The organism is Paenibacillus mendelii, assembly GCF_024498075.1.
Taxonomy (GTDB): domain Bacteria; phylum Bacillota; class Bacilli; order Paenibacillales; family Paenibacillaceae; genus Paenibacillus_Z; species Paenibacillus_Z mendelii.
In genome coordinates this window covers 1-14,140 of record NZ_JANHOF010000037.1, presented here as the reverse complement: position 1 = coordinate 14,140, position 14,140 = coordinate 1, and the positions used below count along the sequence as shown (strand labels likewise).

Sequence of the window (14,140 nt, the reverse complement as noted above, 5' to 3'; positions counted from 1 at the left end):
TTTTATAATTTCGAACGATTACAAGCGAAATTAAACGGCCTCAGTCCGATGGAATTCAGGACCGAGGCCGCTTAATTAATTTTTATTATTTATACTGTCTACTTGACGGGGTGCAGTTCACTCGGCAGCTGCTCCTGTTTTCAATGAAGTAACGGGCAGTTTAGTCGAGTCGCAATGCCACCTAAGGTTATAAAATACTCCATACCTTTACGAAACTTTCCAGCTAATTAATACGTTAAAAGTTATCTGGAGATCATCCTTAAGGAGGTCGGTACAATTCAAAGAAAATGGCTACTCATATTGATATTATTTTTCGTTGTTGGAATCGTTGGCTGTAAATCGAATGTTCTGAATGAAAAAGAGATCGCTTCCATTAGATTTGTATGTGTGGACTTGTGTAAGACAATGCCGAATGCCCCATTTTCCGAGAAGATTCTGACTTATGAAAATGTTGATGAAATAAGGATATTCCAGCGATCGATAAGTAAAGCGGTAAAAATGAAAGGTGAACTAGATTATGGTGTTATGTTTTTGATGTCCGTTTCATTCGATGATGGCACTCAAAAGAAATTTGTGTTAATTGTAGCTGACGAAGATAGGCGAACCGCATTACTCGTAGATACAGCAGATAGGGGTAGTACCAGCGTAGCTGACACCACCCGCAAACGTATGGATTATATTGGGAATTTGTTTATTACCTCGTTATATTCGAATTGTGCATCAGTAATTGCTAATTTCGAGTACACTTCCAGCAGCAGTAGGTTCAAATAGAGAACAGAACCTATCTGGATAGACAATCCATTGTCAAGCCAAATGAGTAAGTTGACAAATCCAAGCGGTACCAAGAAAAACAAGACCCAACTTTTCATATCATTTAAATATCGGATGAACATGATGCTGATCCTAACCTTTCGCTATAAAGTGATGGCCATGTATCCAAGCCCTTTTTTCGTCACAAGTGCTTCTTCCAATTGGATGTCAGCAAGTTTCCTGCGTAAACCTGTCACATTCGCCGTTAACGTATTGTCGTTAACAAAACGTTCGTCATCCCACAACTTCCGTATGAGATCATAACGTGAAATGATCTTATCCTTTGCCTGGACGAGAACGACAAGAATGAAGAGCTCGTTTTTCGTTAGTTCTATTTCTATTCCTTCCATACGGATCACGCTGCGTTTCAGATCGATGAGTGCTCTATTCCATTCGATGATATCCGTCGCTTTTTCCTTGTAAGCATAGGTTCGTCGGAGGAGCGCCTGGATTTTGGCAAGCAGGACGTCGGTGTTGAACGGTTTCTGAATATAATCATCCGCTCCCATAGTCATGGCCATAACCATGTCCATGGGATGTTCTCTCGAAGACAGAAAGAGGATAGGCACTTTCGACATCGCACGGAATCTCCCGGCACCAATGAAATCCATCAAACGTGGGGAGCCCGATATCCATAATGACAAGGTGCGGCTGCTCTTTGGAGAAGTCTGTCATTACATGATGAAAATCTGTTGGTCCTGTAACGCGGAAAGACCATTGCCCCAGTCTTTCTCTTAGCGAATGAAAATGGAAAGATCATCTTCTACGATAAAAATGTACATCTCCAATTCGATTACTTCCTTTCCTATAAGTTTATACGGGTTCAATTCTTGAATGATTATGTTCAGATATGCCCGCTGCCTATTTCAATTCAGAATATTGGGTACTTATAATACGATACTCCTTTAGGCTGGTAGTTATCAATTAATAACCACACAATACTAGACAAATCCAATTAGATCTTCTTGTCATTAAATAGATTAATATTCATGCATAAAAAGGACGTCCCGCTAAAGGACGCTCCATATCCATGCACTGTTTAATCATCTTTCTTCAACTGAACCTGACTTATCCACCCACTCGACGTTCAAACCCACATCCAAAACGACCGAAACTTCGATTTCTAGGAATCGATTGGTTGCATTCCTACTACACACTAAACATGTTTGTTCGGACATTGTCGTTAAAGAAAAAGAAGACGCTTGTAGCACAGGCTGCAAAAGTGGAGGTACTTTCCTTATTGTACGATTGCTGCGCTCGACACCGGTCCAATCCCGATTTCCTTTACCAAGCCGCTTGAAAACGAAAAATCAGTAACGATTATCGACTTTTTGTGGTTGGCAGCGGATTTGCTTGTACCATTATTTTGATTGGTAACAGCAATCGTTGTTGTCTTATTTATCGCCGTCAGTAGAATTCTTCTAAAAGTTGTTGCTCCACTAAAACATGTCGATGGTAGGGAGCGGGCTGGTTCTTTTGTCGTTCTCTCCGAGTTCTCGCAAACGTCCCATTTTGGTCACTTTTTAACGATATCCTGTGAAGTCTTGTAAACCTTGATTCTACAAGGCTTTTCAAGGGTTTTCTATTCCTCGTTATTGACTTGTTTTCCGCTTGGTTCCCAATCGTGCCGTGGAGGTAGGTTTCTTCAGCCCAAATGATGAGCAATTCATTGATAATCCCGTGCAAAAAGCTCCTGAATCGCCACAAGGACAAATTCAAGAGCTCGTTCATTGTTAAGGTGGTGCGGTCGCCTTCGATTAAATCAAAATTTGGTTGCTCTCGATCACTTCACACTCAGTTCCTGCCTAATTTCATCTCTGCCGTGCAGCTTGAAGATGGCCAGACCGAGAGCTAGAGCACTGTAACTACAGAGTACAGCAAAGCCGGCCCATGGCGCTAACGGATAATAACCCGACTTCGGTATATAAGGACCGATAACATACATGTACTCCGGAATGCTCTGCTGGATCGCGAATCCGGCAGCCGGGGTAAGCCGCAAGAGCCACTGAGACATGTCCACAGTGATGACGTTGGTAAACGTGAGGATCAGGGGGAGTACAACCAGCGAAAAGCTGACAACCACCGCCGGAACACGACGCTGGAACAAGGCAGCAAGAGCGAGTGCAAATACAGCGGCAGCGGCGAGCAATGCAGCGGTACCCGCTACTACACGCAACTCGGTAAACGGCGTTACGGGCAGGGTTTGGATACCGTTTGAGAGAAGAATTGGCCTGCATAGTAGAACGGTAACGATGGCGGCAGCCAGCCCCACAACAAAAGTGACCGTACCTGTCACGACAGCCTTTGCTACCAGCACCCGGACTTGGTCTCGTCGATATTCGGCGGTAGCAAACCGTACTGCTACAATAATCACTACTATCAGCCCAAACAACACACCAGTAAGGGAGCGCTCAATTCGCCAGCTACCATCATCACCTGTCTGCGGTGCGATGTCACCAACTCCAGTCACTGTGAACCGTCCACCGGACTCCTCCACCCCGCCAGGATGATGCGGCGTCTTCCCATCGGGTTCCATAGTGACGCCCACATCGTCGCGGCTCCAAGGTCCTTGGAGGTTGACCTGATCGAAGACTGCCGAAACCTCACTAAAGCGGACTGCATACCCGTTGCCGTTGAACCTGAGATCACCAGGTGAAGCGGCAAACATCCCGATCTGGACGGTGTCCGGCAGATCCATCTGAACCGTGCCGATCTTGATCCACTGTTTGCCATCAGAAGACTCGTAGCCGATCAGCGTGTCCCCCTCGCGGGTGAGCCGCAGCCAGCGGGGATAATTCTCCAAAACACCACCCGGCTGTCCAACTATGTCATGGGTGAAGTTGTGCTGCATTCGTACACCATGCTCGGCAGTGCTCATCACCGCCGCATAAGGCGCACCTTGGCGAACACCGTCTTTGATCATGACACCGGCCTTCGCCCATGGTACCATCCCAGGCACGGGCTCGGGGCCAGGCCCTATCGTTCCGGGAGCCGGAGGTTCCTTGATCCGGCCTGTCATCGAAGTCAGGCGTACCGTGATGCTGCCGTCTCCTGTCAGCGGCTGATGCACAAAATAGAACTTATCGGTCACCGCTTCACCATTTGGCCCCTCCAGAACGGGAGGAGGGTCACCCCCATTCGAACTGGTAATCGAGGGCAGTAGCCCAAACAAAATGATGAGCAGTGCCGCAACAACCATGCCGATCTTCAAGCCGCGTTTTTTTCGGAATATAGTCCACTCCGCATGCAATAACTGCGCAAAGCTGTCGACTTCAGTGTGTGCCTCGTTTTTTATAACCATCGTTAACCTCCGTTGATTTTTGATATGATCATATAATATCTCGCGGGAGGTTAAATGCCGGTTATTTTTTCGGCAGTACGACAGTTATTTTTGAAAAAACTCCAAATTCACTCTTAACGAAAATTTTCCCGCTGTGTTTTTCGATGATGGTTTTTACAATGGATAATCCAAGTCCGCTGCCTCCCAATTCCCTTGAACGGGAGTTGTCAATTCTATAGAAGGGCTCGAAGATATTTTCATGTTCTTCCTCCGCAATTCCTATGCCGGTATCCTCGATTTGGACGATCACGGAATCATCGCTCATGAATGCCGTAATCAAGACTTCTCCATCCATTTTATTATATTTCACAGCGTTCTGAACGAGATTAAAGAACGCTCTTTGCAAAAGCGCCTTATCACCTGAAAGCATAATGCCCGAGATGTTGTTTTCAATGAGGATGTTTTTATCGCTGCTGCTTTCCGATATAGCCTCAATAATATCGTCAAACATCGCTTTCGCTTCAAAACGTTCATAATGGTCCGCATTCAACGTACTGTTCATCTTCAACAGGTCATATACCAGGAGACTCATTCTCTGCGCTTCTGCCAAGGTGTCTTCCATAACCTCTTTGTACTCCAGAACGGTAGGATATTCCTCCATCTGCAAGACCTCAATGTTGGCAATGATGCTAGCGAGCGGCGTATTGAGCTCATGGGCGGCATTGGCCGCGAACCGCTTCTGATGATTGAATGATTTTTCCAATTTCATCATCATATGGTTGAAAGATGTTGCGAGCTGTGCCACTTCGTCATTCGTATCAAAGCCTGTAAGCGGCTGAAACAGCTTGTTTTCGTCGATATTCTTGATGCTTTCGCTTAAATTTGCAACCGGTTTTAACGCTCTGCCGGACATGTAATAGGAGGCGCCTGTACCTAGTGCAATCATGGCGACCATGTAAACGAAACTGGAAGCAATGAAATTATTTTGTTTTTTAGAAATAGGTTGTTCCGGCGCAACCTGTATACGGGAATTTACATCGGCATTCAAAAAGGGAGCCGGCACTGATTCAGAGTAGGTGATCACTTGAGATAGCGTCAACAGAAAACAAACGCCTGCGAGAATAAGCGCGGTTGATATCGTCAGCCTTAATCGCAGCGTAATCTTATTGAACCGTTTCATCTGCATACTCCTTCGTGAGCGAGTACCCGAAACCTCTCGTGTTTTTAATCAGTTCCTTATCGCCGGTATAGGGTGCCAGCTTTTTTTTCAAAGAATTAAGTTGTACCTTGAAGGAATTGGAAAAAAGATCTGCCTTGTTCTCGTCCCATATATGCTCAATAAGTTCCTCGGTACCCACGATCCTGTCTTTATGCATAAAGAGGTATTCCAGGATGGAATATTCCTTCTTGGTTAGCTCAATCTTGTGATTTCTTACCGTGACGCTCCTAAGAGCAGTATCGATTTTGATATCGCCGTATGTAAGAATGGTATCTTTTTGAATAAAATCCCTTCGCAACAGCGAACGGATACGGGCATCCAGTTCTTTGAAATGAAACGGCTTTGCCAGATAATCATTGGCCCCGGTATCCAATCCGATAATTTTGTCTTCCACTGCCGCTCTTGCCGATAAAATCAAAATACGAAGCTCACGGTTCATGGATCGGATTCCCTTGAGAACCTCGATCCCGTCTATTTTCGGCAAATTCAAATCGAGTACAACCGCATCATATGCATTTATTTCGACAAGCTCCAAAGCTTTTTCGCCATCGACGGCAGCGTCAACCGCATAACCATATTTTTTTAATCCATTGCACAGGGCTTTTCGCATGCGTGCTTCATCCTCTACAACTAAAACTCTCATGACCCGCACATCCTTTCGTTTTACTAGTTTTACGAATTATTATACACAAGAAGAAGTTAAATAAAGGTTAAATGATTGTAACAGAATGGGATTGAGTCAATGGATGGCGAGGGTCCGGTTTTGCATCAAATTTGTCAATGGCAGGGAGCAGGGCTGGATTTGTTGTCGTTCTCTCCGAGTTCTCTCAAACGTCCAAAATCGGGTGCATCTTTCGATCCGGAGGGAATCATTAAAGATGTCCTGTACCCAGTTGTAAACGAACAAACACTAAAAGATTTGGTCAAAGAATTTAAACATACTGGACCGGCATACCGCGAAAAAATCCATACGGTCATTCGCGCCTCCTATGGTAGTCATTACCGCCGGATAGTTCCTGAAATTCTTAGCATTCTTGATTTTCGTTCTAATAACGACGTTCACCGTCCGGTCATCCTCGCACTTGAGCTAATCAAGAAATACACTCAAACGGGAATGCACTATTTTCCCGTAACCGACGAAATTCCGATCAATGGGGTGATCCGGAATAACTACAAAGAAATTATCATCGAAAAAGATGAAAAGGGACAAGAACGAATAAACAGGATCAACTATGAAATCAGCGCTCTGCAAATACTCCGGGATAAGTTACGTTGTAAAGAAATTTGGGTATCCGGAGCGAACCGGTATCGAAATCCGGATGAGGACCTGCCAGTAGACTTCGAGGAACGCCGGGAGGAAAACTACAAAGCTTTAAATCAGCCGCTGGATGCAGATTCCTTTATCACTACGCTAAAGGAGGAAATGATTCAAGGTCTTGAAAAATTAAACGAGGGAATGCCGAAGAACCCTAAAGTACGGATTACAGATAAAGGTAAAGGCTGGATCTCGGTTACTCCGTTAGAACCGCAAGAAGAGCCGGTTAATTTAATCCGTATCAAAGGTGAAATTACGCGCCGCTGGCCAATGACTAGCTTGCTAGATATTTTGAAGGAAACCGATCTACGTATTTCGTTTACAGAAATGTTCAAGACGGTGGGCCATCGAGAGATATTAGACCGGGATACGCTGCAAAAGCGGTTGATCTTATCTCTTTACGGTTTGGGAACGAATACCGGTTTAAAGCGTGTCAGCGCCGGTGATCATGGTGAAAGCTATAAAGATCTCCTTTACGTCCGACGTAAATTCATTCACAAGGATAACCTTCGCAACGCGATTTCCGAAGTAGTGAACGCTATCTTCAAAGTGCGAATGCAGGAAATATGGGGTGAGGGAACAACTTCTTGCGCCTCCGATTCAAAGAAATTCGGGGCATGGGATCAGAACCTCATGACGGAATGGCATATCCGATACCGCGGCCGCGGTGTTATGATTTATTGGCATGTGGAGAAAAATTCGACTTGCATCTACTCGCAGCTTAAATCGTGTTCTTCATCAGAAGTCGCCGCGATGATGGAAGGGTTGTTGCGCCACTGCACCGATATGGAAGTAGAGAAGAATTATGTTGATTCACATGGACAGAGTGAGGTTGCATTCGCCTTTTGTTATTTACTTGGTTACAAACTAATGCCTCGATTAAAAGCTATTCATACACAAAAAAGTTATACCGTCCGGAGCCGGGAATAACTGACGCTTATGCGAACCTGCAGCATGTACTCACGCGCCCGATTAATTGGGAACTGATCCGTCAGCAGTATGATCAAATGATGAAGTATGCAACAGCTTTACGGCTTGGTACTGCTGAAACGGAAGCCATTCTGAAAAGGTTTACCCGGAACAACTTGAAGCATCCAACGTATCAGGCGCTAGGTGAGTTGGGTAAGGCAGTTAAAACCATCTTCCTTTGTGAATATTTGCATTCGGAAGAATTACGCCGAGAGATTAATGCTGGTTTAAATGTCGTGGAAAACTGGAACTCGGCCAACGGGTTTATCTTCTATGGCAAGGGTGGTGAAATTGCCACAAATCGCATGGAAGATCAAGAGATGGCTGTTTTATCTCTTCATCTGTTGCAAAATTGCTTAGTCTACATTAATACCATCATGTTCCAAAATGTTTTATCGGAGAAGAAATGGTTTGATCTAATGACACCGGAAGATTTACGTGCGGTTACACCCTTAATCTATACTCACGTTAATCCATATGGCACATTCCGATTGGACATGAAGGAAAGACTTCCATTGGAAGGTGAACTGGCATGATTGAAAAACGCGTATCAGCAAAAAAGAAAGCCCGGGAACTGGCGAAGTATCTTCGAGCAGAACGACCGGACTATCCTTACTTAAAAAGTTTGTTTCAGCATTTAAGAAGCGAACTTGAAATTGAGGTTCCAAAATCATCAAAGAAGCTGCCTTACGTGCCGACAGAAGAAGAATTAAAAAGATACTATGAAGTGGTTTGGAAGGCCAAGAATTTTCAGGACATGATGATCGTGAAAACCCTCATGTATACAGGTATTCGGGTCAGTGAGTTAATCAGCATTAAGCTGGCGGACATCGATTTTCATTACTGCCAGATCAGGATCAATAAAGGAAAGGGTAGCAAAGACCGCATTGTTCCATTTCCTCAGTCTTTCAAAGAACTACTAGCCATGCACGCAGATTCGATGAAAAAGAAGCAAGCGGTCTATTTGTTTGAGTCTTCATGGAAGAAAAAGTACACGGACAGGGGAATCCGCAAGATTTTGACCAAATATTCAGAGGAGGGTAGGTTATCTCAAAAACCTGTCTCCTCATAAACTACGTCACTTTCTATTAACCTGGTTAAAAAAGCAGGGCATCGATGACGCGCTGATTCAACCTTATTCCGGCCATGAGAGCAGAAAATCTTTGGAAGTATACTCAAAGCTGGCAATTACCGATGCTCAAAATGAATATAACGAGGTTATTAATAAATTCCCAATTTAATCCATACGTTTGCGGGTGGTGTCAGCTACGCTGGTATTACCCCAGATAGCGGACAAGGTTACTCAATACCGAAGGATCAGACGAGTGAATTAAGAAAGATTATTTATAATGGCTAAATCATGGCAACAGCAAGTCTTTGCTAAGCTAATGGAAACGATAACTGTAGAGCATGCTACACAGCAGCCAATAGATTCGTTTAACGAACGAATGGAACAACTTGGTTACGAATTTATGGGCGAGCTCGGCATGAAACACTGTTACAGATTATCATTAATCCAGCGATTTCTTTGAACTAGTTCTTCAAAAAGCTGATGGTCGCTTTCCTTCTTGAAATTCAGATAAACCCTCTTCAGATTTTTCAGTCTTTCCAACTTGGTTATTTCTTCAACTGAATTTTCTCATGTTGGGGAAAGCAGAAGAAAGCACTTCAGCATGCTTAAGCGTGTTGGTAATTTCAAGTTCAGCAAGTTTTGTGTTTTGTCCTAAGGATGCTGCATCAACCGTAGAAATTTTTAGTTTTTGAAGGTTTTCCAGTTGATTTATAAACGAGACCTGGTTTTTATTTGCTAACCCGTATTCCAATTCAAATTCCTTAAGCAAAACACAAAAGGCTTAAATATCTTATGTTTTCAAGCTTCTTAATCATTGCCAGATCTGATTCCCCGTTTTTCTTCTCAGCAGCGGGGTCAACAACTAGAGTGATTTTTCTTGGGGCAACCCTTATTTTAGTGTAAGATGTACTCATCCTTTATAAGGAGGGGACTTTTGATATGAACTCAACGATTTTACATATTGAGGATGATCAAGAAATTGGATCATGGGTCAGTGATTTTTTAACCGAACGGGGTTATGAAGTGATATGGTTGAATTCCGGACAAAATGTAATGGAGCATATGGTGCAAGCCGATATCGTCATTTTAGACATCATGCTGCCTGGGTTAGATGGGTATACCATCGGACAGCGTCTTAAACAAAAGTACCCTGAAAAACCAATCATGATGCTGACAGCCAGAACCTCCATTGAGGATAAACTACAGGGACTTTCGTTTGCGGATGACTATATGACAAAGCCGTATCATCCCGACGAACTAGAAGCGCGGATTCAAATTCTGCTCCGGCGCTCAGGCGTTGTCTCTACCGATCTTATGCAGTTGGGGCATTTGAATATAGATCGGAAAGCCAACCGCATTTTGAATACAGAAACGAATACGGAGATTGTCCTGACCGGTAAACAGTTTCATATCTTTATGTTTTTTCTCGATCACCCCAATCAGATTTTGACCCAAAGGCAAATATATGAAGCAGTGTGGGAAGATCCCTATATTAAAGGGGATCGAACCCTTATGGTGCATATCCGTCATTTGCGTGAAAAAATAGAGCTTGATCCCAGTCATCCGCAGATGATCGAGACGATTCGCGGCATCGGATATAGGTTGAAGTTATGAATATTCGAAGATCGCTCGTCACCAAATATTTGATACTAATCCTAGCATCTATACTCATGTGGCCTATTTTGCCGGCCCTCTATTATTTGCCTGGCATTTTGCTTAAACAAAATGCGATACATGAGCCACTGGAAATAGGAAAAATGTGGGAACATGCATCTGAACAACTAAATGAAGCTGATGAGCATACCATCAATGAAAAGCTGGGTAGGATACAAGAACAATATCCGAAAGCCACGCTGTTTTGGGTCGACAAATCGGGGAAAACCCATATGATCCATAAGCGTATCACAGAAATTCCCGATAAATGGACCCCCTCCAACCTCATCAACTATCTCGCTAGGAATAAGGAACAAGACCTATTCACTGTGACAGCTGTGATGGGTACAGACGGGAAACAAGGATTTATGGTATTTTATATCCCAAAATCCACTACGACGCTCGCAATTAAGCCGGTAAATGGAGATCTCTTCTTAATCCTCATTATTTTTGTCGCGGGTGTTTTGATCGTGATGGTATCCTTGTTGTTCTTCTTAAGCATTCGCAAAAGGCTTGTAAAACTTCAAACTGCAATGTCAGATACCGGAAATAACGGGATGCCGGATGAGGTCACAGTCAATAACAGCGATGAGATTGGACAGTTGGAAAAAGCCTTTAACCGGATGGTGACCCAATTGAAAAGCAGTAGAGCGCGGGAGAAGGAAGAAGAAAACCTTCGAAAAAAATGGATCGCCAACATATCTCACGATCTACGCACACCATTGACCGTCATTCAACAGCATGCCTACACGGTTCAGAGTAATCCATCATCACCTAGAGCAGCAACGTCAATGCAAATCATTATTAACAAACTCAATGATGTTGGAAAATTACTTGAAAACCTGCTTACCTATACATTGCTTTCAGCGGGAAAACACCCAATAAAACGGGAAACTATCGATGTTATAGAGGAATTGCAACATGCCGCTGTTGAATGGTATCCTGTCCTAGAAAAAGAAGGATTTCGAGTGGACGTAGACTTGCCGGATCAAGAGTTAAATTGGAAGGTTGATCCATTATGGTTGCGATGCATTCTGGATAACCTGGTGCAAAACGTGATCAGGTATGCCAAATCCGGTCAATATATAGGGATTGGTTTTGTCGAACGGAATGGCATAATGCGCCTGTTCATTGAAGATAAAGGAGAAGGGATAAAACACGATACAGAAGCGAAAGGCGCCGGTATTGGTCTATCAATCGTCTCCTTCATGACGAAAGAAATGGACATCGATTGGGAGATATCCAGTTCTCCAAACGGGGTGCTCCATTATTTAAGCCAGAATTTAAACGAAAATTAAACTTCCAGTCACCTCAATTTCCCATTCAACGAGTAAAGTGGGATTTGAGGTGATTTTTAATTGGAAGGGTGTTGGTTAGATGAATACTAAGAAAGCCTATGATCCATCTAGATTGAATCGAAACGCGTATTTGGTAATAGCTTGGTCTGTTCTCTACGGTTCGCTTCATCTTTACTGGTTGTTTAGGGGAACTGGGTACCCATTTCAAAATAAGGAGCTCAACTTATTTGAAGCCATGATTACCTATCTTCCGGCACAGGTTGGAGGCAGCCTTTTAGTCATTATTTGTTTCCTTGGTTTATTAGTTGGTGTGGAAATAAGAAAACCTACAAGGGCGATTCCAAGATGGTTTATCTTCACTTATTTATGGGGAACCGCAGTTGCATTGATTCTCTTCGTGCCAGACACAAGCCTGATTGCTTCCATGGCTTATGCATTTCTGTTTAAATTTGATTTTAGTTGGCAGATGGTGAATCAGATCCTATGTATCATTGGTGCACTTTCTTTTGGTTTTGCCGCCGTAGCTTTCCAAAGAAAAGTGCGAAATGCTTGCGAACACTGCGGACGAACCGAAAATGATAAACCGTTTTTTCTCGTTCGATGGGGCAAATTGATTACCTATATTGCCGTTCTTGCCCCCCTTCCCTATGCAATTACCCGATATGCCTGGGCACTCGGTATCCCATTGGGAGTTGACAGGAGTTTTTTACAAGATTTTTCGAGTGAAAATCCAATTCACCATATCATCGAATGGATATTTGGATCTTTATGTATAGCTGGCGGCCTCCTCACTCTTGGCCTCATTCAAAAATGGGGCGAAAGATTCCCTTATTGGTTTCCATTCATTGGCGGCAAAAGAGTGCCCGTTCTATTAGCAGTGATCCCGGCAACCTGTGTTGCCATTGCCGTAACAAGCGCCGGATTTGTCTTTACCTCCTCTTTTATCGCAGTCGAATTTCATCTGGTATCCGCTGATAATATCTTATTGAGCCAAAAATGGGGTGCATTTGGACCGATGCTTTTCTGGATTCCTTGGGGAATTGCGTTAGGTTTGGCTACCATCGCTTACTATTTACGTCGGCGAGGTCGATGCGGTCACTGTGGTAGAGGAGAAATCAAATCCATAATTAAAATCTAAAGTTTTTGATAGGAGGATTTCCAGATGAGAAAACTAATTTTAACAATTGCTACCGTTATTTTTATGTTTGGAGTCTTGCATATTGTTGTGACTCCAATCACTTACCAGGGATATACAATCGATGATCTTTGGTTTGCGAGTTTCGGTTTAGCGCTTATTTTTCTTGCTTTTATAAATTATGTTCTGATGAGCATCAAGCAAAGGCAGACAAAAGTTTTTGTTGTATGTCATGCGGCAAATATGCTGTGTACGATTTTGGTTTCACTGCTTCTTACGTTTGCACTTGCTCCTCATATCATTATTTTGTTTGTTTTATTAGTTTTGGAAACTTTACTTGTCATCAGATTTCAGTTCTCTTCAAATCTGATTACTGTCAATCCGAAAATCAGAGAGCTATGAGGGTTAATAGGTAATTAGGTTTTCCTGGGTAATAAAATGAGCAATTGATAAGAAATCATAACATTTGTTACATGCTATGATATAAGGAACTTCGCATGAAAGGAGAAATCATAATGGCAACAAACAATATCAGTGAACCAGAGAATGATAATGCCCTTACTCCACAAAATCCGTCTAAACCTGATCCTGCAATGGGACGCTTGAATGTCTTCGTAGGGAAATGGAATACAGAGGGTGTGATTAAAGCGAGTCCGTCCGGGCCAGCTGATCAGTTGATAGCAGTAGATACCTACGAATGGTTGCCTGGGGGTTATTTTCTTATTCATCATGTTGATGGCCATATGGGGAAAGATGAGGTTAAGGCTATTGAGATCATTGGCTATGATGCTTCTACTCAGAATTACACCACACACTCATATGACATCCAAGGCAATTTCAGTGCATACCAAGCGAACCTACTCGACCGTGCCTGGACAATTTTGGGGAAATCGGAGCGATTCACAGGAATGTTTAGTGAAGATAGCAACACCTTAACAGGTAGCTGGGAGCTGTCAAACGACGGTAAGAATTGGGTACAATGGATGGACATCAAGTTGACTAAAGTCATCTAGCTAAAAAATCCCCCTACTATTTATATTCTGTTGAGGTTCGAATACGAAATAAGTATCAATGGGCTGCTAAAAGCGGCACCCCTATCAACTTAACTAACTGATACTATAGCTTAACGACCAACAGGCTGCCGAGATTATCGGTGGCTTGTTGAGCTAAATGGCAGATTAGCTTAAATGAAAACCTACATCAAAAATAATAAAATTAGAAAAAAGATTTAGGATATTTTCTCTTTTTAGAATAATATAATACGTTTATCATAAGCTGGGTAAGTTCCTTATTCTTTCCTACAACTATTCTCAAGCGAACAACCATAATCATATTAAGAAGGTGGGGTATCAGAATGGCTACAATAATACCAGAAGTTGTTGATAAATC

Annotated in this window: 11 protein-coding genes and 2 pseudogenes; 8 read left to right on the top strand and 5 right to left on the bottom strand. The window is 43.0% G+C overall.

From position 1 onward, the window contains the following. Positions 1–914: 914 nt before the first annotated feature. From NNL21_RS35530 to NNL21_RS35515, 4 genes and pseudogenes are all read right to left on the bottom strand, one after another. Positions 915–1,592 (bottom strand): annotated as a pseudogene (locus NNL21_RS35530) (response regulator transcription factor). Positions 1,593–2,593: 1,001 nt separating this feature from the next. After that, a complete protein-coding gene (locus tag NNL21_RS35525; RefSeq protein ID WP_204822802.1) occupies positions 2,594–4,111 on the bottom strand; it encodes a DUF1349 domain-containing protein in 1,518 nt (505 codons plus the stop codon). Between the two features lie 61 nt (positions 4,112–4,172). After that, a complete protein-coding gene (locus NNL21_RS35520; protein WP_204822803.1) occupies positions 4,173–5,270 on the bottom strand; it encodes a sensor histidine kinase in 1,098 nt (365 codons plus the stop codon). After that, entirely contained in the window at positions 5,254–5,952 is a 699-nt protein-coding gene (locus tag NNL21_RS35515) for a response regulator transcription factor (RefSeq protein WP_204822804.1), read from the bottom strand. The genes NNL21_RS35520 and NNL21_RS35515 overlap by 17 nt, the downstream gene beginning before the upstream one ends. 216 nt (positions 5,953–6,168) lie before the next feature. Between NNL21_RS35515 and NNL21_RS35510 the strand changes: the two are divergent. From NNL21_RS35510 to NNL21_RS35500, 3 genes and pseudogenes are all read left to right on the top strand, one after another. Beyond that, positions 6,169–8,129 (top strand): annotated as a pseudogene (locus tag NNL21_RS35510) (Tn3 family transposase); the annotation flags it as partial. After that, on the top strand, positions 8,126–8,665 hold the full coding sequence (locus NNL21_RS35505; protein ID WP_256555704.1) for a tyrosine-type recombinase/integrase: 540 nt from the start codon (positions 8,126–8,128) through the stop codon (positions 8,663–8,665). The pseudogene NNL21_RS35510 and the gene NNL21_RS35505, both read left to right, overlap by 4 nt. Then, on the top strand, positions 8,622–8,834 hold the full coding sequence (locus tag NNL21_RS35500) for a tyrosine-type recombinase/integrase (RefSeq protein ID WP_309145373.1): 213 nt from the start codon (positions 8,622–8,624) through the stop codon (positions 8,832–8,834). The genes NNL21_RS35505 and NNL21_RS35500 overlap by 44 nt, the downstream gene beginning before the upstream one ends. A gap of 384 nt (positions 8,835–9,218) precedes the next feature. Here the strand turns inward: NNL21_RS35500 and NNL21_RS35495 are convergent, their stop codons facing one another. Beyond that, entirely contained in the window at positions 9,219–9,416 is a 198-nt protein-coding gene (locus tag NNL21_RS35495) for a hypothetical protein (RefSeq protein WP_204822805.1), read from the bottom strand. Between the two features lie 188 nt (positions 9,417–9,604). Between NNL21_RS35495 and NNL21_RS35490 the strand changes: the two genes are divergently transcribed. The 5 genes from NNL21_RS35490 (at position 9,605) to NNL21_RS35470 (ending at position 13,764) form a co-directional block, all read left to right on the top strand. Further along, positions 9,605–10,279, top strand: coding sequence for a response regulator transcription factor (locus NNL21_RS35490; protein WP_204822806.1), 675 nt, complete (start codon positions 9,605–9,607; stop codon positions 10,277–10,279). Next, positions 10,276–11,616 carry a HAMP domain-containing sensor histidine kinase gene (locus NNL21_RS35485; protein WP_204822807.1) on the top strand — a complete coding sequence of 447 codons (1,341 nt, stop codon included), beginning with the start codon at positions 10,276–10,278 and terminating at the stop codon, positions 11,614–11,616. Before NNL21_RS35490 ends, NNL21_RS35485 begins: the two co-directional genes overlap by 4 nt. A gap of 79 nt (positions 11,617–11,695) precedes the next feature. Next, entirely contained in the window at positions 11,696–12,754 is a 1,059-nt protein-coding gene (locus tag NNL21_RS35480; protein WP_204822808.1) for a hypothetical protein, read from the top strand. A gap of 24 nt (positions 12,755–12,778) precedes the next feature. Beyond that, on the top strand, positions 12,779–13,153 hold the full coding sequence (locus NNL21_RS35475) for a hypothetical protein (protein WP_204822809.1): 375 nt from the start codon (positions 12,779–12,781) through the stop codon (positions 13,151–13,153). Between the two features lie 113 nt (positions 13,154–13,266). After that, entirely contained in the window at positions 13,267–13,764 is a 498-nt protein-coding gene (locus tag NNL21_RS35470; protein ID WP_204822810.1) for a DUF1579 family protein, read from the top strand. Positions 13,765–14,140: the final 376 nt, after the last annotated feature.